We start from the raw sequence: 19,817 nt of genomic DNA, 5'->3' as shown, positions 1-19,817 counted from the left end.
CGGGGCGCTTCGTCTTTCCGGCCACGGACCGAAACCGTTTCGTCTAGGACTTAACGGACTTTCGTTGACAATCATCAAAAGTCAGATCTACTGTCGCGATCTACGAAGGTTCTTCGATCGTCCGCCAATGGAACCCTCCTTCCCGGTCCACCCCCCACGGAAAGGGAACCTCCGCGATGCCTCCCAGCAGGCCCACCCGTGCCTTCCGATGGACGGCGCGGGTCAGCGCCGTCCTCCTGGCCATGTCGAGCGCGGTCGTGCTCACCGTGGCCGCCCCGCCCGCCCGCGCCCACGCCGCCATCGACCCCGCCGACTACCAGCGCGTCGAGCTGGCCAAGGGCGTCGCCGAGATGGGCGAGCCGATGACCATGGCCGTGCTGCCCGACCTGTCGGTGCTGCACACCGCGCGCGACGGGACGCTGCGCCGCACCGACGCCCAGGGACTGACCACCGTGGTCGGGGCGCTGCCCGTCTACACCCACGACGAGGAGGGCCTCCAGGGCGTCGCCGTGGACCCCGGCTTCGCCGCCAACCGGACCATCTACCTCTATTACGCCCCCCGCCTGAGCACGCCGGCCGGCGACGCGCCCGCGACCGGCGCCGACTGGTCGGCCTGGCAGGGCGTCAACCGCCTGGCCCGGTTCACCCTCAAGCCCGACTGGACGCTCGACCTGGCCTCGCAGCGGACCGTGCTCGACGTGGCCGCCGACCGCGGCATGTGCTGCCACGTGGGCGGCGACATGGACTTCGACGCCCAGGGCAACCTCTACCTGTCCACCGGCGACGACTCCAACCCCTTCGACTCGGCCGGCTACGCCCCCCTCGACGAGCGCCCCGACCGCAACCCCGTCTACGACGCCCAGCGCAGCGCCGGCAACACCAACGACCTGCGCGGCAAGATCCTGCGCATCAAGGTGAACCCCGCGGACGGCACCTACACCATCCCCGCGGGCAACCTCTTCCCGCCGGGCACCGCGCGGACCAGGCCCGAGATCTACGCCATGGGCTTCCGCAACCCGTTCAGGATGACCGTGGACAAGGCCACCGGCGTGGTCTACGTCGGCGACTACGGCCCCGACGCCGGCAGCACCGACCCGAACCGCGGGCCCGCCGGGCAGGTCGAGTTCGACCGCGTCACCGGCCCCGGCAACTACGGCTGGCCGTCCTGCACCGGCACCAACACCCTGACCGAGACCTACAACGACTACACCTTCCCCTCGGGCCCCTCCGGCCAGAAGTACGACTGCGCCGCGGGCGGCCCGGCCAACGACTCGCCGCGCAACACCGGCCTGGCCAAGCTCCCGCCCGCCAAGCCCGCCTGGATCAGGTACGGCGGCGACGCCGGCTCGCCGCCCGAGTTCGGCAGCGGCTCGGAGTCGCCGATGGGCGGCCCGATCTACCGCTACGACGCCGCCCTGAACTCCGCCGTCAAGTTCCCCCAGGACCTCGACGGGCACTTCTTCGCCGGCGAGTTCGGCCGCAAGTGGATCAAGGCGATCGACGTGGCCGCCGACGGCACGCGCGGCGAGATCGCCGCCTTCCCCTGGACCGGCACGCAGGTGATGGACCTGGCCTTCGGACCCGACGGCGCGCTCTACGTCCTCGACTACGGCTCGGGCTACTTCGGCGGCGACGCCAACTCCGCCCTCTACCGCGTCGAGTACATCAAGGACCGCAACCGCTCGCCGGTCGCGGTCGCCAAGGCCGACCGGACGTCCGGCAAGCTGCCGCTCACCGTGGCCTTCTCCAGCGCCGGCTCCGCCGACCCCGAGGGCGGCGCGCTCACCTACGCCTGGGACTTCGGCGACGGCACCACCTCCACCGCCCCGAACCCCACGAAGACCTACACCAGCGAGGGCTCGTTCACCGCCACGCTCACCGTGCGCGACCCCCAGGGCAACACCGGCACGGCCGGCGTGGTCATCACGGCCGGCAACACCGCCCCCGCCGTGACCATCGGCACACCCGCCCCCGGGACGCTGTTCACCTGGGGCGACACCGTGCCCTTCACCATCGGGGTGACCGACCCCGAGGACACGCAGATCGACTGCGCCAAGGTGCGGATGACGTACGTGCTCGGCCACGACAGCCACGGCCACCAGATCACCTCGAAGAACGGCTGCGCGGGCGAGCTGACGATCCCGGCCGACGGCGAGCACGACGACGCGGCCAACATCTTCGCCGTCTTCGACGCCGAGTACACCGACAAGGGCGGCCTGACCACCCACACCCAGCACGTCCTGCAACCACGCCACCGCCAGGCCGAGCACTACGCGACGATGTCCGGCGTCTCGCAGATCTCCAAGGCGGCCGCGCACGGCGGCAGGACGGTCGGCGACGTGCACAACGGCGACTGGATCGCCTTCACCCCCTACCGGCTCGACGACGCCAGGACGTTCCGGGCGCGCGTCTCCTCGGGCGGCGTCGGCGGCTCCATCGAGGTGCGCACGGGCTCGCCCACCGGGCCGCTGCTCGGCAAGGCCGCCGTCCCGGTGACGGGCGGCTGGGAGACCTTCACCGACGTGCAGGCCCCGCTGACCGGCGCGACCGCCGCGTCCACCACGCTCTACCTGGTCTTCACCGGCGGCGCCGGGGCGCTGTTCGACCTCGACGACTTCACCCTGGCCAAGGAGGCGACGGCGGTCGGCCCGATCCGCGCCGCCGACGGCAGGTGCGTTGACGTCGCGGGCGCCGGCACCGCCGACGGCACCAAGGTGCAGCTCTACTCCTGCAACGGTACGAACGCCCAGAACTGGGCCATCGACGGCCAGACCGTCAAGGCGCTCGGCAAGTGCCTGGACGTGGCCGGGGCGAACAGCGCCGACGGCACCAAGGTGCAGATCTGGACCTGCAACGGCACGGGCGCGCAGAAGTGGACCGCCGAGGGCGGCGCGCTCAAGGCCCTCGGCAAGTGCCTCGACGCCACCGACCCGGCCCAGCTCGTCATCAGGACGTGCGACGGCGGCACGGCCCAGAGGTTCACCACGGCGACCCCCTCCGCCGGCGGCCCCGCCGTCCTGGTCTTCTCCCGTACGGCGGGGTTCCGGCACGACTCGATCGCGGCGGGCGTCCAGGCGATCAGGGACCTCGGGTTCGGCGTGACCGCCACCGAGGACCCGGCCGCGTTCACCACGGCGAACCTGGCCGCCTACAAGGCGGTCGTCTTCCTCAACACCACCGGCGACGTGCTCGACGCCGCGCAGCAGGCCGCGTTCGAGGCGTACGTCAAGGCGGGCGGCGGCTATGCCGGCGTCCACGCGGCCGCCGACACCGAGTACGACTGGCCCTGGTACGGCGGCCTCGTCGGCGCCTGGTTCGCCGCCCACCCGGCGGTGCAGAAGGCGACGGTCAAGGTCGAGGACCGCGCCCACCCGGCGACCGCCCACCTCGACGCCACCTGGCCGCGGACCGACGAGTGGTACGACTACCGGACCAACGCCAGGACCGGCGCCCACGTGCTGGCCACCCTGGACGAGTCGACGTACTCGGGCGGCACGATGGGCGCCGACCACCCGATCGCCTGGTGCAAGCCGTACGACGGGGGGCGTTCCTTCTACACCGGCGGCGGGCACACCGCGGAGTCCTTCGCCGAGCCCGCCTTCCGGCAGCACCTGCGCGGCGGCCTGGCCTACGCCACCGGCCAGGCCAAGGCCGACTGCCGCCCCGAGACCGGCTACACCACCCTCTACAACGGCTCGACCACCGGCTGGGAGCAGGCGGGGCCGGGCGGCTTCGCCAACGCCGGCGGCACGCTGACCTCGCAGGGCGGCATGGGCCTGCTGTGGTACAAGGCCAAGGAGTACACCACCTCCTACTCGCTCAAGCTGGACTGGAAGCTGGCCGGTGACGACAACTCCGGCGTCTTCGTCGGCTTCCCGCCCTCGACCGACCCGTCCTCGGCGGTGAACAACGGCTACGAGATCCAGATCGACGCCACCGACGCGCCGGACCGGACCACCGGCTCGGTCTACGGCTTCAAGGCCGCCGACATCGCCGCCCGCGACGCCGCGCTGAACCCGCCGGGGGAGTGGAACACCTACGAGATCCGGGTCGAGGGCGAACGCCTCCAGGTGTTCCTCAACGGCGTGCGGATCAACGACTTCACCAACACCGACCCGGCCCGCTCACTGAGGAACGGGCACATCGGCATCCAGAACCACAGCGACGCCGACCACGCGTCCTTCCGCAACATCCGGATCAAGGAGCTCGGGCCGGCTGCCGGGGACTCCGTCGTCCAGGCCGAGACCTGGGCGCAGGCGTCCGGCGTGGCCACCTACCCGCACGCGCCCGCGCACGGCGGCACCGTGCTCGGCTACGTCAACCCGGGCGACTGGGCGGCCTACGACGTGGACCTCACCGGGGTCACCGCGTTCCGGGCGCGGGTGGCCTCGCCGGGGCCGTCGGGCGGCTTCGAGATCCGCGCCGGCTCGCCGGCCGGGCCGGTGCTCGGCGCCGTCACCGTGCCGAACACCGGAGGCTGGGAGTCCTACGCCGACGTCTCCACGGCGCTGACCGGCGTGCCCTCCGGCGCCGCCCGGCTGTACCTGGTGTTCACCGGCGCCGACTTCGACGTCGACGACTTCACCCTGGTCCGCGCCGCGCCCAGGACGCCGGCGAAACGAGCCCGGTAGCCGCCACGCGGACGGCCACCGGTAGCCGCCGGGCCGCCGCTCACGGCCACAGGTCCCGCGGGAAGCCGGTCCAGCGCAGGCCGGACGGGAGGTGGCTCAGGTCGTTGAACATCACCATCGTGGGCGGCAGGCCGGCGCGGTACTCGATGATCGTCAGGCCGGTGTTGGCGCTGTTCAGGCCGAGCCACCGGGGCGGCGGCGCGTCCAGCGCGTGCCGGACCAGCCAGGCGATCTGGTCGGCGTGCGTCACCAGCACCTCGTGCACGTCGGACGCGGGCTCGCCGGGGACCGTCGCGAACCGGGCGACCAGGGCGTCGGCGAGCGCGCGCCCCGAGGCTGCCTCGGCCTGGTCGAAGCCGTCGAAGTAACCGGCCCAGGACGCGGGCGTCTCGGCGGGGGCGGGCACGTACGGCACGTGGTCGACGAGCTCGGCGGCCTCGGCCACGGGCACGCCGGGCAGGTGCCGGGCGAGCTCGCCCGCGCTCTCGGCGGCACGCGGCAGCGGGGAGTGCCACACGGCGTCGATCGGCATGGCGGCCAGCCGTTCGCCCAGCAGGGCCGACTGCCGCCGCCCGTCGTCGGTGAGCTGCCCGAACGCGTCGGCCGCGCCGTGGCGGGCCAGGTAGAGGCGTCGCATTGACATGGGTGTTCGGGGAGCGGCGGGTCAGCGGCCGCTCCCCTCTCCTTTCCGGGGTCAGGTGGCGGTGACGGTGCCGGCGGTGCCGTCGACGGTGACGAGCGCGCCGTCCCGCAGCCTGCTGGTCACGTCAGGGACGCCGAGAACGGCGGGGATGGCGTGCTCGCGGGCCACGATCGCGGCGTGGGACAGCACGCCGCCGGTCTCGGTCACGACGCCGGCGGCGATGCGCAGCAGCGGCGTCCACGCCGGGTCGGTGAAGGGGCAGACCAGCACGTCGCCCGGGAGCACGCGGGCGAAGTCGCCCGGCCCGCGCACGATCCGCGCGGTGCCGGTGACGGCTCCGCGGCTGCCCGGCGTCCCGACGAGCGCCCCGGACGGCACGTCCGCGGCCGGGACGGGCGGGCCGGCGGGCGGGGGAGCGGCGGTGACCGGGCGGGCCTGCAGGATCCAGACGCGGCCGTCCGCGACGGCCCACTCGACGTCCTGCGGCCCGCCGCGCAGGGCCGCGATCCGCGCGCCCAGCCTGGCCAGCCGCACGGCGGTCGCGTCGTCGATCGCCGCCCGCCCCCGGACGCCGGCGGGCACGTTCCGCACGACGAGCCGCGCGCCCTCCCGGTCGAGCCGGGTGCGTTTGTCGGCCGGCGTGCGCACGACCGATCCGTCCGCGGCGACCCGGTAGGAGTCGGGGGTGACCGTGCCGCCCACGACGCTGGGCCCGAGCCCCCACGACGCCTCGATCCCGGTGGGCTCGCCCGGCCCGCCCGGGGTGAACATGACCCCGGACGCCTCGGCGTCCAGGTGGCGCTGGACGACCACGGCCATCGCCGGGCCGTCGCCCGACCTGTCGCCGGAGCCGTCGCCGGACTCACGGCCGGCGGCGGCGCGCGGCGAGAACAGCGAGGCCCAGCAGGCGCGCACGGCCTCGGCCACGCCGTCCGCGCCGCGCACGGCGAGGAAGCTCTCGTACCGGCCGGCCGCCGAGCTGCGGCCGGTGTCCTCGTCGGCCGCCGACGACCGCACGGCCACGGGCGGATCGCCGAGCGCGCCGAGCCCCCGCGCCAGCGCCGCGGCCAGCCCGGCGTCGACCGTGAGCGCCTCGATCGCGCGCCGCGCCGCGGCCGGGTCGTCGGGGCCCGCGGTGTGCCGGCCGAGGTCGAGGCCGCGGACCGCGGCGAGGTAGGCGGCGAACGGCACCACGAAACCGTCCGGGACCGGCAGCCCGGCCCGCAGCAGCGCGCCGAGCGCGCCGCCCTTGCCCCCGCAGGTGTCGGCCGCGGCCTCCTCGAGGGGTACGATCATCCGCCCGCCCTTCAACAAAATGTTGACGATGTTCCGCCGATTGTGAATCATGGCCCGCATGCAACGCAACCACGACCCCGTCCGCGCCGCGAACGCGGACCAGCTTCAGGCCCAGCGCGAGAAGGAGGGCCGCCGGCGGCTCATGGCCCTGGGCGCCGACCTGCTCGACCCGCGCCCGTGGCAGCCTCCGCCCGTGCCGCCGTCGGCGGTCGACCTGACGCGGTTCGCCGTCTGGCGCAACGCCGGCCTGGAGCCGGAGGACGTCCTGGGGGCGCTGGCCCTGCTGCCCGCCGCGCGCGCCGAGGTCGAGGCGATCGAGTCCGCCCTGCTGTTCACCGCCCGCAGCGCCGGGCTGACCTGGGCGCAGATGGCCGAGGCGATGGGGTTCAACTCGCCGCAGGCGTGCCAGCAGCACTACACCCGCCTGACCACCCGTCAGGAGGCCGGCTCATGACCCGGCAGTCCGCGCCCGGCCTGCTGGCGCTGCACGCCGTACGCGTCACCGGCTTCGCCGACACCCCCGTGCTCGCCAGCCGGTACGCCCTCGGGGTGGCCGAGACGGAGGAGGAGCTGCTCGACGCCGAGGCGCGCGGCTGGGTGAGCCGCTCCGAGTTCGCCGGCACCGGCGGCTGGTCGCTCACCGAGACGGGCCGGGCCGAGGACGAGCGGCGCCTGGCCGCCGAGCTCGACCAGGCCGGCTGCGCCGAGGAGGTGCACGACGTCTACCGCGAGTTCCTGCCGCTGAACGCCCTGCTGCTGAAGGCGTGCACCGACTGGCAGCTGCGCCCGGACGGCCGCGACCGGCTCGCCGTCAACGACCACTCCGACCCCGCCTGGGACGCCCGGATCCTGCACGAGCTGACCGTCGTCGGCCGGGCCCTCCAGCCGCTCGCCGACCGGCTGACCGGCGTCCTGGCCCGGTTCGGCGGGTACGACAGGCGCTTCGCCGCGGCCCTGGCCCGCGCCCGCAACGGGGAGGGCGCCTGGGTGGACCGCACCGACGTCGACTCCTGCCACCGCGTCTGGTTCGAGCTGCACGAGGACCTGATCTCCACCCTCGGCCTCGACCGCCACGCCCGCTCCTGACGCCGGGGCGCGCCGGGGCGCGGGGCGGTGTGGTGCGCGCGGCAGGTCGAGCCGCACGTCGCGGCGGCCCGGGACGCGCACGGCGGCGCGAACCGGCCGGGTCAGTCGCCGGTGATGGTCAGGCCCGCCTCGGCGGCCGCCGCGTAGGCGTCGTCGATGTGCACCACGCGGCGTCCGGCGCGGGCGAGCAGGCTGGTGGCGGCGGCCGCCCGGTAGCCGGAGCCGCAGTGTGTCCACACCGTGCCGGCCGGGACGTCGGCCAGGCGGTGCGGCAGGTCCGGCAGCGGGATGTGGGTGGCGCCCGCGACGTGGCCGGCCCGCCATTCGTTGGTCATGCGCACGTCCAGCACGACGTCCGGGGCGGGCAGGTGCGCGGGCGCGCGCCCGGCGCGGACGGCGGCCAGGTCGGCGAACGTGGCCACCGCCAGCTCGCCCAGCCGCTCGTCGTGGCCGCCGGCCCACTGGCCGGGGGCGCCGGTCGCGGCGGCGGCCGGCCGGTCGACGCCGATGCGGGCCAGTTCCCGCTGGGCGGCGGCGACCTGCGCGGCGTCCTCGCCCAGCAGGGTGATCGGCGCGCCCCAGGGAGCCATCCAGGCGAGCCAGGTGGACATCGGGCCGTCGAGGCCGAAGCTGAGCGTGCCGGTCAGGTGGCGGCTGGCGAACGCCTTGCGGGAGCGCAGGTCCACCACCCACTCCCCGGCCGCGATCCGCTTCCTGAGCTCCTCGGGGTCGGCGGTCCGTACGGGGGTGAGGTCGATCGGGCCGCCGCCTTCGGAGTTGCGCGGGCCCATGTGGGCGTAGTAGGCGGGGTAGGCGTCGAGACCGGCGAGGGTCTGGGCGACGAAGTCGTCGGCCTCCAGGCGCAGCGCCGGGTTGGCCTGCCGCTCGCGGCCGATCGTGGAGGCCGGGGCGTCGGCCTGCGTCGCCGAGCAGAAGCTGCCGAAGCCGTGGGTGGGCCACACGTGGGCGCCGTCGGGCAGCAGGTCGGCCAGGCGGTGCGCCGAGGTGTGCTGGCGGTGGGCCAGGTCGTGGGCGTGCTCGGCGCCGAGCAGGTCGGTGCGGCCGGTGGTGCCGAAGAGCAGGGAGCCGCCGGTGAAGACCCCTTCGGGGCCGTCCGGGCCGGTCAGGATGTAGGACAGGTGGTGGAAGGTGTGGCCGGGCGTGGCCACCGCCTGGACGCTCATGGCGCCGGACAGCGTGACCTCCTCGCCGTCGGCGATCGGCCGGCGGTCGAACTCCACGGTCTCGTCGGCGGCGACCAGGTAGGCGGCGCCGGTCACCCGGGCCAGCGCCAGGCCGCCCGAGACGTAGTCGTTGTGCAGGTGGGTCTCGGCCACGTGGGTGACGCGCACGCCGAGCCGTCCGGCCAGGGCGAGGATCCGGTCGATGTCCCGCTGCGGGTCGACGACCAGGGCGACCTGGCCGTCGTGGGCGAGATAGCTGCGGTCGCCCAGGGAAGAGGTCTCCACCACCTCGACGTGGATCGTGCTCATCGTCTTCGCCGCCTTCGTGTCGTCGCAGTCGCGGTCCGGTCAGGACCGTCCTACCCATTGATACCCTGGGGGGTATAGGGCAGGTAAAAAGACGGGCATGCTCGGGCGTACGGGTTCAGCCGCCGCCTTCGGATGCCCGTGGGGGAGATCGGTGCTGAGTCAGGACAGGGCCAGGAACAGCTTCTCCAGCCGCTCCGGCGTGATGGCGGGCTCCTCGCCGCGCTCGCGCGCCGCCTGGCACTGTTGCAGGCCGGTGGAGATGATCTTGAATCCGGCCCGGTCCAGGGCCTTGGACACCGCCGCGAGCTGGGTCAGCACCCGCTCGCAGTCGTCACCGTTCTCGATCATGGCGATCACCCCGCCGAGCTGGCCGTGGGCCCGCTTGAGCCGGGTGAGCGCCTCGGCCAGGACGGCCGCGTTCATGTCCATTCGCTCCACCTCCACCGCCAATATACCCCCCTAGGTATTGTGGCGCGCACGTCCGCGGGGGCGCGGTGGAGGCGGAGGCGGTCACGGGTTGGGCGTGAGCCCCTCGGCGATCTTCTTCAGCTCGGCGGACACGGCCCCGGCGTCGCGGAACTCCTTGGCGTACGTCGGGCTGAACATGATCTCGGCCCACTGCCGGTCGCCCATGCGGAGGAAGAGGGTGGGCGTGCCCTTCATGCCGTCCTCACCGACGTTCTGCACGACCAGGTAGCCGCCGCGGTCGCCGACGGTCACCTCCTCGCCGTCCCCCTCGTCGCGGTAGGCCGCGATCCGGTCGCCGACCTCCTGGACGGCCCCCTCCTCGTACATGTAGATCTGCACCCGGTAGGAGCCCGGGTCGTCGCCCTCGTAGAAGTAGGCGGTGGTGTACTTGTCGCCGAAGTCCACCGACCAGCCGGACCACTTCAGCCGCTCGGGCAGGTATCCCACCTTGACGTGCCCGAACGTCGTCCCGTCGCCCAGGTCGCCGAGGCTCGGCGGTTCCGACGGCGGGGGCGGGGTGTCGTCGATGGCGGGCGGCTCCGGCGTCACGGAGATCGTGACCTGGCCGCCCGTCGCGGTCACCGTGCTCGCGCCCAGGTACGCCACGGGCGCGGCCACGACCGCCACGGACGCCGACAACGCCGCGATGCGGCCTCTCGCCCGCCTGCGCCGGGACCCGCGCACCACCCGTTCCACCAGGTCGGGCGCGGCGTGCAGCCGGGCGGTCTCCTCCGTCATGAGCCGGAGGAGCTCCTCCTCAAGCGTGGGCATTCCTGATCACTCCTTCCACTGTCTCCCGTCCGAGGGCCGAACGGAGTTTGGCCGTCGCCTTCGACGCCTGGCTCTTGACCGTGCCGACCGAGCAGCCGAGCACCTCGGCCGTCTGCGCCTCGCTGAGGTCCTCCCAGTACCGCAGGACGATCACCGCCCGCTGCCGGGGCGGCAGGGCGCGCAGCGCGTCCATGAGCACCTGGCGCAGGTCGCTGTCCGTCGCCCGGTCCGGCGTGTCCGGCGGGCTGTGCATCGGGACGATCCTGAGGATCGCCCGGCGGCGGGCCCGGCTGATGGCGGCGTTGACGATGACGCGGCGCACGTACGGCTCGGGGCTGTCGTGGCGGACCCGGTCCCAGTTCCGGTAGGTGCGCTCCAGCGCGGTCTGCAGCAGGTCCTCGGCCTCCGCCTCGTCGCCGCAGGCGAGGTAGGCGACCCGTAGCAGGCTCGTGGCACGTGCGGCCACGAATGCGCCGAAGTCGTGTTCCGTGGCGCTCACGGCTGTCTGTCCGATTTCACGCTTCCTTATACGCCTGGGCGTCGGCGGCGGTTGCCCGCGAGAGCGCAGGAAGGCGGCGGGCAACCCTTCGGGCGGCTCAGGCGTATGGACGGTCATGACTTCGTATTCATGGACTGCGGCGGCGACGTTCCGCCGCCTGATCGCCATGGGCGCCGGGCTGGCGGTGGGCGCCGCCCTGGGCATGCCGGCGCCGGCCGCGGCGGCCCCGCCGGAGGGCGCCTACTGGCATGTCAAGGAACTGCTCACCATGCCGCAGGAGTGGCGGTTCGGCACCAGGGCGCACCCGTACTCGCTGGTCAAGAAGCAGATCATCGAACGGTGGACCACCCCCGACGGCAGGGCCTGGTACGCCTACCGCGAACTCGGGGCGACCCCGCCGACCCCGGCCGACAAGAAGGCCTGGCGACGGGACGGCTCACCCGCCAGGTGGAGCGAGTCGATCGACGGGAAGACCGTGCGGCTGTCCACCGAGCCGGCCAAGGGGCACGTGGGGGCCGTGCGGGAGTCCGTCAAGTTCGAGCTGGCCGGGCAGTTGCTGACCTACGACGAGGTCCAGCGCCTGCCCGCCGACCCCGCCCTGCTCAAGGACTGGCTCACCAGGGCCGGCCGGGTCGGCCGCATCCCCGACAGCGCCCTGCCCGGCTGGGTGGCCGGGACGCTGCCCCAGCTCCTGCACGTGCTGCCCGCCCCGAAGGAGGTGCGCAACGCCGCCTACCAGGCGATGCTCACCATGCCGGGCGTGCGCGCGGACGGCAACGCCGAGGACGAGCTGGGCAGGCCAGGCGCCGTCGTCCTGATCGACACGTTGAACGGGACGGGCGAGGCGGCGACGCGGACGAGAACCCGGCTGATCGTCGACACCGGCAGGATGGCGCTGCTGTCGCAGGAGTACAGCGCCGGGGGTGGCGGGAAGGGGCCCGCGAAGTCGTCCGTCACGACCCTGGCCGAGGTCGGCTGGACCGACGCCCGGCCCGCCGTACCGGCCCTGCCCTGACCTGGCCCCGGCCCGCCGCGCCGGCCCCGGCCCGCCGCGCCGGCCCCGGCCCGCCGCGCCGGCCCCGGCCCGCCGCGCCGGCCCCGGCCTGACGGTCCGGCGCTGCTCTGACGGCCCGGCGGGGGCGGCCGTCAGTCGCGGAGGACCTCCACCCGGTAGCGGCCCTCGGCGTCGCGGTGGGCGCCGTGGATGTCGGTGGCCAGGTCGGGGAAGGTGCGGTCGAAGTCCTCCAGGGCCCGCAGGTAGCTCAGCAGCGGGCCGTCGGCCGCGCCGGTCGCCTCGCCGGGCATCAGCATGGGGATCCCGGGCGGGGTGACCACCACGGTCGCCGCCACCACCCGCCCGGCCAGCCGGTCCAGCGGGACCCGCTCGGTACGGGAGCGGATCATGGCCTGGTAGACGTCGGCGGGCGTGGCGACCGGCTCGGGCAGCGCGGTGAAGACCTGGTCGAGCAGCGTGCCCACGCCCGAGTCGCGCAGCTTCGCGTGCACCCGGCCGCAGAACGCCCGCAACGACACCCCGGACGGCCCGAACCCGGGCAGCACGTCCGCCAGCGCCCGGTCGCCGTCGTAGGCGTTCTTGAAGTCGGTGAGGGCGTCGATCAGCGTGCCCCACTTGCCCTTGGTGATGCCCATCGAGAACAGCACCAGCAGCGTGTGGTCGCCGGTCTTCTCCACCACGATGCCGCGCCGCTGCAGGTAGGCGGCCACGACCTTGGCCGGGATGCCCCACTCCTGCGTGCCCTCGGCCGCGTCGGCGCCGGGGCAGGTGATCGTCACCTTGACCGGGTCGAGCAGGGCGTAGTCGTCGCGCATGCCGTCGAAGCCGTGCCAGGCGGCGCCGGGCTCCAGCACCCAGCAGCGCGGCTCCGAGCACAGCAGCGCCGGGTCGGCGTCGGCGAAGGGCACGGCCCGGCCGGTGTGCGGGTCGGGCACCGAGGGCGGCTGCCAGAGGCCGAAGAACCAGCCGGGCCGGCGGCCGTCCTCGCGGATGCGGGCGGCCAGCCGGGTCATCGCCTGCCGGAACCGGACCGCCTCGACGATCGCCTCGCCGGTCAGGAACGACCCGGAGGGGCCGTCCATCATCGCCGCGGCCACGTCGAGGGAGGCGATCATCGGGTACAGCGGCGAGGTCGAGGCGTGCATCAGGTACGTCTCGTTGAACGCGTCGTAGTCGACCGGCGCCCGCGGCGAGGGCCGGACGTGCAACATCGCGGCCTGGGAAAGTGCCGCCAGAAGCTTGTGCGTGGACTGCGTGGCGAACACGGTGGGACGCTCGGGGCCGGGCAGCGTGCGCTCGTCGACCGACATGGCGTAGCGGCGGGAGTAGAGCGGGTTGAACCGGCCGTAGGCGAACCACGCCTCGTCGAAGTGCAGCCGGGGCACGGTGGGGCCCAGCAGCTCGGCGACCCGGACCGCGTCGTAGCAGACGCCGTCGTAGGTGGAGTTGGTGACGACCGCGTACGCGGGGTCGCCCGCCGCGAGCGGATGGCCGGCCACCCGCGCCCGGACGGCGGACGCCTCCAGCGCGGCGGCCGGGATCGGCCCGGCCAGCCCCAGCCCGTTGCGCTCGGGAACCAGGTAGACCGGCCGGGCGCCGCTGATCGCCAGCGCGTGCTGGATCGACTTGTGGCAGTTGCGGTCGACCAGGACGGTGTCGCCGCGGGCGATCGCGTGGTGCCCGACGATGCGGTTGGCGGTGGAGTTGCCGTTGACCACGAAGAACGTGCGCTCGGCGCCGAAGACGCGGGCCGCGTTGTGCTCGGCCTCGCCGATCGGGCCGGTGTGGTCGAGCGGCGAGCCCAGCTCCCCGACGGAGATCGACAGGTCGGTGCGCAGCAGCCGTTCGCCGTAGAAGTCGAAGAAGGCCCGGCCCACGGGCGACTTCAGGAACGCCACGCCGCCCGCGTGCGCCGGGGTGTGCCAGGAGTAGGGGTGATGGTCCTCCAGGTGCAGCAGCGCGCGGAAGAACGGCGGGAGGATCTGGTCGGCGTACTGCTCGGCGGCGTGCGCGATGCGCCCGGCGATGAACTGCGGGGTGTCCTCCAGCGGGAAGACGTAGCCCTGGATGACCTCGTACACCCACAGCGGCAGCTCCTGGTCCTGGGTGATCAGGAAGACCGGCAGGCCCCGGAAGCGCTTGGCCACCGCGGCCAGCAGGTCTTCGGCGCCGGGCGCGTCCCAGGCCGCCAGGATCGCCGTGAGCGAGGCGTCGGACCCGACCACCGCCAGGGCGTCGGCCGTGCGGCGGGTCCAGCGCACCTGGAGGCCGAGCTCGCCCATCTCGGCGCACACCCGGCGGATCTGCTCGGCGAGCGCCGAGTCGGCGTCGGGGTGTTCGGTGACGGCGGCCAGAACCGTTCGCTCCATACGGCACTCCGTGATCGATCAGTGACGACAGGTTTCCCCGATCGTAACGCCAAGGAACGGCAAAGACACGGTAAGTGACGAAAGCCTGCCGGGCGCTCAGAAGCGCCACCCGAGCCCGAAGGTCCGGCCCGCGGCCGGCTCGGCTCCCACGTGGTCGAAGAGCTCCGGCTCTCGCTGGTCGGCGTCCGTGAGACGGGGGACGATCGAGGCGAACCGGCCCCGTGGGGCGGGACCTCGGGCCGTCCGTGGCGACGGCCGCCGATTCACCCGGGGCTGCTTCCGGCCGCGCCGGGGCCGGGCAGCAGGTCGACGTCGCCGGCGTGCATCGGCGTGCCGCAGTGGGCGCAGCGCAGCTCCGCGGCGCTGATCTCGCCGCAGGCGTGGTGGCGGTAGAGCACGGGCGGCCCGGCCTCGCCCGCGAGCCACCTGTCACCCCATCCGGCCATGACCATGAGCAGGTCGACCAGCTCGGCGCCCTTGGCCGTCAGGTGGTATTCGTGGCGCGGCCGCCGGTCGTAGGGGCGGCGTTCGAGCACGCCGTGGTCGACGAGGTGGGCGAGCCGTTCGGTCAGCACCTTGCGGGAGATGCCGAGATCGGCCTGGAGCTGGTCGAACCGCCGCACCCCGGCCCACACGTCCCGCAGGATCAGCGGCGACCACGGCTCGCCGATCACGTCGAGGGTGCGGGCGATGGAGCAGGCCATCTCCGCGAAGTTCGTGCGCTGCATGAGGCCACTCTACCTCTTGGGGTTCCCTGAAGGAACTCCGGGTGCTACGGTTACGGAGTCTCCTCAAGGAACTCAACAGACCCGGAGTGAACCATGAACCTCGACCCCGACGTGCGCGGCGTGCTCGACGGCACCCCCATCGCCCACCTCGCCACCGTCCTGCCCGACGGCGCTCCCCATTCCGTCCCGGTCTGGATCGGCACGCACGGCGACCAGGTCGCCATCCTCACCGGCCCGCGCTCCCGAAAGGCGCTCAACCTGCGGCGCGACCCGCGGGTCGCGCTCTCCCTGACGCCGCCCGGCGACCCGTTCCGGCCGGTGCTCGTCAGGGGCAGGGTCGTGGAGTGGGTCGAGGGAGAGGCGGGCTGGGAGATCGTCGACCGGATCGCCGCGAAGTACGTCGGCGGCCCCTACTCGCGCGCGGAGGAACGGGTCGTCCTGCTCATCGAGCCCGAGCGGCAGAGCGCGGGCTGACCCGCGCCGCCGGGTGCGGGCTCTCCCGGCGGCGCCGGTGGTAGCAGACGGCGGCGGTGGCCAGCGCGGCGCCCCACACCGGCCAGAAGCACTCCGGCAGCCAGGCTCCCCACTCCTCCAGGGCGAACCGGCCGGCCACGGTCCAGCGGATGTAGGTGAGCCCGGCCACGGTGATGATGATCGAGACGAACCCGGCCGGGACGACCGCCAGCAGCGGCGGCACCCGCCGGCCGCGCAGCCCCGGGATCCAGCGCGGGAACACCTCGCCCCACCGCTGCACCAGCCCGAGGGTCAGCACGCCGCCCAGCGCCCCGAACGTCGCCAGGTACGCCCCCGCCAGCCACAGCCCGTCCTCGCCCTCGGCCAGGAACTCCGCGCTCACGCCGAGCGGGATGCCCAGCGCCCAGGCCCACCGGGTGGCGCAGTAGACCAGCGGCACCGCGACCGCCACGTACACCGCGATCCGCCCGCGCGCCGGGGTGAACCAGTTCCCGCGCCCCCGCCCGTGGTCCCGCGCGGCGGCGGCCAGCAGCAGGCCGCCCAGCACGCACACGAGCTGGTTGAGCACCGGCCACGGCCAGGCGTCGGCGAACGTCGCGCCGCCCAGCCCCCAGCCGAACAGCGGCGCGACCAGGAGCAACGGCGTGTAGGCGACGCCCATCATCAGCCGCGAGTCCGGAACCACCAGCACCAGCAGCGCGGCGATCGGCCAGGCCAGAAGGACCGGCAGCCGCCCCCACGCCCCCTTCGCCGGGCGGACGCCGTTGCGTCGGGTCAGGGCCAGTGCGGTCGCGGCCGTCAGGGCTGAGAAGGCCGCGATCCACCCGCCGAACGGTGGCGCCGTGCCGGCCAGGATCGACAGCGCGCCGTCGGGGTCGGGGTCGTCGGCCCCCCAGGGGTAGCCGGGCGCCCCGAGCGCCCACGCCGTGCCGAGCAGGCCGTAGGCGACCGCCCACAGCGCCGCCGCGTACCCGTACCGGCCGGAAGTGAAGATCGTCATGCCTACGAGCCTTCCAGCGCGGGCGCACGGCGGGCAGATGCCGTTCGGCACCTTCCGCAGGCCGCGGCAGTGCCGTTCGGCACGTGGGGGCGCGCGGCGCGGGCGCATATCGTGTCCCGGGTGAACGTGCTGTGGATGGCCGCCGCCTGGCTGCCGGCGGCGGTCGCCGTCGCCGTGGCGGCGACCGGGTTGTTCCTGACCGGGAGCAGGGCCGGGTGGCTGGCGTGGCTGCTCCTGCCGGCCGCGGGCGCGTCCCTGGCGGTCACCGCCCTGTGGCGGGCGGCCGGGGGGCCGTCCACGCCGGGCGTCGGCGCGCTGGGCATGGCCGAGAGCGCGGCGCTGACGGTCGCGGCCGGGCTGGTCGTCAGGTACGCGCCGGTCCGCCGGGCCGTGCCCGCGGCGCTCCTGGCCGGGCTCGCCGCGGCCACCTGGCTGCCGCGGGTGTTCACGCCGGCCTCCGCGCTGGAGGCGGTGGGGGCATGCGCGTTCTGGGGGGCGGGCGTGCTGGCGGGCGCCGCCGTGGGCGCCTACCTGCGCCTGCTCGACGCGCGGCAGCGGCGGGCGGTGGCCGACGGCCGCACCGTCCTGCGGCTGCGGCTGGCCGGCGACCTGCACGACTTCCTCGCCCACGACATCAGCGAGATGGTCGCGCACGCCCAGGCGGGCACCGTCGCGGGCGATCCGCTGCGGGCGCTGGAACGCGTCGAGGCGGCCGGTCAACGGGCCCTGTCCACGCTCGACCGCACGCTCGACATGCTCCACCACGACCGGCCCCTCGGCCCGTCCGGCGACCTGGACGGCATCGCCGAGGCCGCCGCGCGCTTCTCCGCCGCCGGTCCGGCGCACGTCGGCGTGCGCATCGACCGCGCGGCGGACGTCCCGGCGGAGACGGCGGCGCTGGCCTACCGGATCGTGATCGAAGGGCTGACCAACATCCGGCGGCACGCGCCCCGGGCCGGCCGCGTCGAGCTGTCCGTCACGGCGCCGGGCGACGTCCTGGAGATCACGCTGACCAACGACGGGACGTCCGGCGCCGCGGGCCGCCGCCGCGGCGGCTCGGGCCTGCCCGGCCTGGCCGCGCTCGTCGCCGAACAAGGCGGCGAGCTGGTCGCCGGGGCCGTGCCGGACACGTGGGGGCCGGACACGTGGGGGCCGGACGGGCGGGCGCCGGGCGGGTGGTCGCTGACGGCGCGGCTGCCGCTGCGACAATCTCCCGGGTGAGCATCCGCATCCTCGTCGCCGACGACCAGGAGGGCATCCGCGACGCCTTCCGCCTGATCCTCGACGCCCAGCCCGACCTGAGCGTGGTGGCCGAGGCGGCCGACGGGCGCACCGCGATCGACACCGCCCTCGCCGTCCGGCCGGACGTGGTGCTCGCCGACGTCCGCATGCCCGGCGCCGACGGCATCGAGGTGACCCGCGCCCTGTCCGGCACCGGCATCCACGTGGTGGTCGTCACGACGTTCGGGCTGGAGGAGTACGTCCGGGCGGCGCTCGGGCACGGCGCGGCCGGGTTCGTGCTGAAACGTTCGGGCCCCGCGCTGCTCGTGGAGGCCGTCCGGGCGGCCGTGAACGGCGACATGCTCATCAGCCCCGAGCTCACCGTGAGGCTGCTGCGCGGCAGCGGCCCGCAGCGGGAGGTCTCGGACGTGGTGCTGACCGAGCGGGAGGACGAGATCGTGGCCCTGGTGGCTCAGGGACGGACCAACGCGGAGATCGCGGCCGAGCTCTTCCTGTCCCCGGGGACGGTGAAGAACCATGTCGCCGCGGTCCAGCGCAAGATCGGCGCGAGGAACCGGGTGATGATCGCGGGATGGGCGTGGGCGACCGGCAGGGCCCAGCCGTGACGGGGCGCGCCCGTCCGTGCCGTGCCGCCGGTCAGGGGAGGTGGCGGGCCAGGTAGAGGGCCGTCTCGACGTTCAGGACGACCTGATCGCCGAGCGTGTCGAGGAGCGTGCCGAACAGGTTCTCGCGCACGTCCTCGGCCAGGAGGCGGTAGGACGACTGGGTGGACAGCAGGGCGACGTAGTCAGCGGCCGAGACCGTCCGTCCCGACCGGTAGAGCCGGGTGCCGAGGTCGCCGAACTCGGACGGCAGCCCCACCTCCGCGGCCCACTCGCGGGCCCCGGCCTCCTCGCCGACCGGCCTGCCGATCGGGCCGGTGTTGGGCCTGATGTGCGGGGCGAACCGCTCGTGCGCGGCCAGCAGCCGCGCGGTCACCCCCTCGTCGGCGGGCCAGTCGGCGTTCCAGAACAGGGCGAGCCCGCCGCCCGGGGCCAGCGCCGCGGCGGCGCGCTGCCAGCGCACCTCCTTGTCGACCCAGTGCCAGGCCTGGGCGCAGTACAGCAGGCCGAACGCCCGCTCCGGGACGTACTCCTCGAACGTCGAGACGGTGACCGTCACGTTCGGCCGGTCGGCGGTCCGGCGGGCCAGCACGGCCGCCATGGCCGGATCCGGCTCGGTGGCCACGATCTCGACGCCGGTCGCCGCGAACAGCTCCGTCGCCTTCCCCGTGCCCGCGCCCACCTCCAGCGCGGGTCCTCCGGCGTAGGCCAGCACGTCCGCGGCCAGCTCCGCCGGGTAGCCGGGCCGGACCCTGTCGTACTCGTCGGCGACCTCGCCGAAGACCCTTCCCTGAATCCGTTGTGTTGTCATGTGCCCGATCCTCATTCATGATCGTCCAGGCGCACAACCCCGCCGGCGCACATTGAGTACGCGCTACTCAGGCCGTACGAGCCCCGCGGCCGCACGCTTGGGCGCATGAAGAGACACCTCCTTCGCCCGGCGGCCGTCGCCGCCCCGCTGCTCGTCCTCGCTCTCACCTGCGCCCCGGCGCCCGCCTCGGCCTCGTCCGTCTGGGCGGCGTCGAACGTCCAGCTCGTCAACCGGCAGACCGGCAAGTGCCTGACCATCGCCGGGGGCGTCAGCACGGAGAACAACGTGCACGCCGTCCAGTACGACTGCGACAGCCACCCCTCCCGCCGCTGGGACGTCTGGGGCTACTCCAGCGCGGCCCTGCAGGTCAGGAACCGCCAGACCGGCAAGTGCCTGACCATCGCCGGCGGCGTCAGCACCGAGAACAACGTCGTCGCCCTCCAGTACACCTGCGACACCCACCCCTCGCGCTACTGGGCGCTCGGCAACCGCGTCGGCCAGTACGTCGAGTTCCGCAACGTGCAGACCGCCAAGTGCCTGACCATCGCCGGCGGGGTGAGCACCGCCAACAACCTGGAGGCCGTCCAGTACACCTGTGACGGGCACCCGTCCAGGTTCTGGGAGATCCGCGACTACTACGGGAGCTGACCGGCTCGCCGTCACGGGGAGGCGGTCCCCTGGCGGCCGCT

At 74.2% G+C, this 19,817-nt stretch carries 18 protein-coding genes; 8 read left to right on the top strand and 10 right to left on the bottom strand.

Annotation, left to right across the window (positions count from 1 at the left end):
* The first annotated feature begins 176 nt into the window (after positions 1–176).
* A complete protein-coding gene (locus tag AB0J76_RS45640; protein ID WP_364393607.1) occupies positions 177–4,631 on the top strand; it encodes a ThuA domain-containing protein in 4,455 nt (1,484 codons plus the stop codon).
* A gap of 40 nt (positions 4,632–4,671) precedes the next feature.
* Here AB0J76_RS45640 and AB0J76_RS45635 read toward each other — a convergent pair whose 3' ends face one another.
* Positions 4,672–5,268 carry a histidine phosphatase family protein gene (locus AB0J76_RS45635; protein ID WP_352329000.1) on the bottom strand — a complete coding sequence of 199 codons (597 nt, stop codon included), beginning with the start codon at positions 5,266–5,268 and terminating at the stop codon, positions 4,672–4,674.
* Between the two features lie 57 nt (positions 5,269–5,325).
* The gene (locus AB0J76_RS45630) at positions 5,326–6,570 is read right to left on the bottom strand and encodes a PEP/pyruvate-binding domain-containing protein (protein WP_352328998.1); all 1,245 of its coding nucleotides are present in this window, start codon (positions 6,568–6,570) and stop codon (positions 5,326–5,328) included.
* A 58-nt stretch (positions 6,571–6,628) separates the two neighbouring features.
* Between AB0J76_RS45630 and AB0J76_RS45625 the strand changes: the two genes are divergently transcribed.
* Together AB0J76_RS45625 and AB0J76_RS45620 are read left to right on the top strand one after the other, a co-directional pair.
* Complete coding sequence (locus tag AB0J76_RS45625) at positions 6,629–7,024, top strand: DNA-binding protein (protein ID WP_352328996.1); 396 nt, start codon at positions 6,629–6,631, stop codon at positions 7,022–7,024.
* Entirely contained in the window at positions 7,021–7,656 is a 636-nt protein-coding gene (locus AB0J76_RS45620; RefSeq protein WP_352328994.1) for a transcriptional regulator, read from the top strand. The genes AB0J76_RS45625 and AB0J76_RS45620 overlap by 4 nt, the downstream gene beginning before the upstream one ends.
* Before the next feature lie 101 nt (positions 7,657–7,757).
* Here AB0J76_RS45620 and AB0J76_RS45615 read toward each other — a convergent pair whose 3' ends face one another.
* The 4 genes from AB0J76_RS45615 to AB0J76_RS45600 all read right to left on the bottom strand — a co-directional run bounded on the left by AB0J76_RS45615 (position 7,758) and on the right by AB0J76_RS45600 (position 10,887).
* Positions 7,758–9,149, bottom strand: coding sequence for an MBL fold metallo-hydrolase (locus AB0J76_RS45615; RefSeq protein WP_352328992.1), 1,392 nt, complete (start codon positions 9,147–9,149; stop codon positions 7,758–7,760).
* Positions 9,150–9,308: 159 nt separating this feature from the next.
* The gene (locus AB0J76_RS45610) at positions 9,309–9,578 is read right to left on the bottom strand and encodes a metal-sensitive transcriptional regulator (RefSeq protein ID WP_352328991.1); all 270 of its coding nucleotides are present in this window, start codon (positions 9,576–9,578) and stop codon (positions 9,309–9,311) included.
* Positions 9,579–9,659: 81 nt separating this feature from the next.
* Positions 9,660–10,388 (bottom strand): hypothetical protein, encoded by a 729-nt coding sequence (locus AB0J76_RS45605; protein WP_352328989.1) that lies wholly within the window; start codon positions 10,386–10,388, stop codon positions 9,660–9,662.
* Positions 10,375–10,887, bottom strand: coding sequence for a SigE family RNA polymerase sigma factor (locus AB0J76_RS45600; protein WP_352328987.1), 513 nt, complete (start codon positions 10,885–10,887; stop codon positions 10,375–10,377). Before AB0J76_RS45600 ends, AB0J76_RS45605 begins: the two co-directional genes overlap by 14 nt.
* A 115-nt stretch (positions 10,888–11,002) precedes the next feature.
* Here AB0J76_RS45600 and AB0J76_RS45595 point away from each other — a divergent pair, with 115 nt between their 5' ends.
* Complete coding sequence (locus AB0J76_RS45595) at positions 11,003–11,902, top strand: hypothetical protein (protein WP_352328985.1); 900 nt, start codon at positions 11,003–11,005, stop codon at positions 11,900–11,902.
* Between the two features lie 131 nt (positions 11,903–12,033).
* Here the strand turns inward: AB0J76_RS45595 and AB0J76_RS45590 are convergent, their stop codons facing one another.
* Together AB0J76_RS45590 and AB0J76_RS45585 are read right to left on the bottom strand one after the other, a co-directional pair.
* On the bottom strand, positions 12,034–14,271 hold the full coding sequence (locus tag AB0J76_RS45590) for an Orn/Lys/Arg decarboxylase N-terminal domain-containing protein (RefSeq protein WP_352331060.1): 2,238 nt from the start codon (positions 14,269–14,271) through the stop codon (positions 12,034–12,036).
* Between the two features lie 263 nt (positions 14,272–14,534).
* On the bottom strand, positions 14,535–14,999 hold the full coding sequence (locus AB0J76_RS45585) for a helix-turn-helix domain-containing protein (RefSeq protein ID WP_352331151.1): 465 nt from the start codon (positions 14,997–14,999) through the stop codon (positions 14,535–14,537).
* Between the two features lie 93 nt (positions 15,000–15,092).
* Between AB0J76_RS45585 and AB0J76_RS45580 the strand changes: the two genes are divergently transcribed.
* Positions 15,093–15,473 carry a PPOX class F420-dependent oxidoreductase gene (locus AB0J76_RS45580; protein WP_352331153.1) on the top strand — a complete coding sequence of 127 codons (381 nt, stop codon included), beginning with the start codon at positions 15,093–15,095 and terminating at the stop codon, positions 15,471–15,473.
* Here AB0J76_RS45580 and AB0J76_RS45575 read toward each other — a convergent pair.
* The gene (locus tag AB0J76_RS45575) at positions 15,442–16,473 is read right to left on the bottom strand and encodes a hypothetical protein (RefSeq protein WP_352331155.1); all 1,032 of its coding nucleotides are present in this window, start codon (positions 16,471–16,473) and stop codon (positions 15,442–15,444) included. The genes AB0J76_RS45580 and AB0J76_RS45575 overlap by 32 nt on opposite strands.
* Before the next feature lie 120 nt (positions 16,474–16,593).
* Here AB0J76_RS45575 and AB0J76_RS45570 point away from each other — a divergent pair, with 120 nt between their 5' ends.
* Both AB0J76_RS45570 and AB0J76_RS45565 read left to right on the top strand, forming a co-directional pair.
* Entirely contained in the window at positions 16,594–17,694 is a 1,101-nt protein-coding gene (locus tag AB0J76_RS45570; protein ID WP_364393598.1) for a hypothetical protein, read from the top strand.
* Entirely contained in the window at positions 17,691–18,320 is a 630-nt protein-coding gene (locus tag AB0J76_RS45565) for a response regulator transcription factor (RefSeq protein ID WP_352330396.1), read from the top strand. The genes AB0J76_RS45570 and AB0J76_RS45565 overlap by 4 nt, the downstream gene beginning before the upstream one ends.
* Positions 18,321–18,351: 31 nt before the next feature.
* Here AB0J76_RS45565 and AB0J76_RS45560 read toward each other — a convergent pair whose 3' ends face one another.
* The gene (locus AB0J76_RS45560) at positions 18,352–19,128 is read right to left on the bottom strand and encodes a methyltransferase domain-containing protein (RefSeq protein WP_352330394.1); all 777 of its coding nucleotides are present in this window, start codon (positions 19,126–19,128) and stop codon (positions 18,352–18,354) included.
* A 105-nt stretch (positions 19,129–19,233) separates the two neighbouring features.
* Between AB0J76_RS45560 and AB0J76_RS45555 the strand changes: the two genes are divergently transcribed.
* Entirely contained in the window at positions 19,234–19,776 is a 543-nt protein-coding gene (locus AB0J76_RS45555) for an RICIN domain-containing protein (RefSeq protein ID WP_352330392.1), read from the top strand.
* Positions 19,777–19,817 lie beyond the last annotated feature (41 nt).

Origin of the sequence: Nonomuraea sp. NPDC049624 (assembly GCF_040675255.1) — a bacterium.
Classification (GTDB): Bacteria; Actinomycetota; Actinomycetes; order Streptosporangiales; family Streptosporangiaceae; genus Nonomuraea.
Note: the sequence above shows the minus strand (reverse complement) of the source record. Positions and strands in the feature narration are given on the sequence as shown.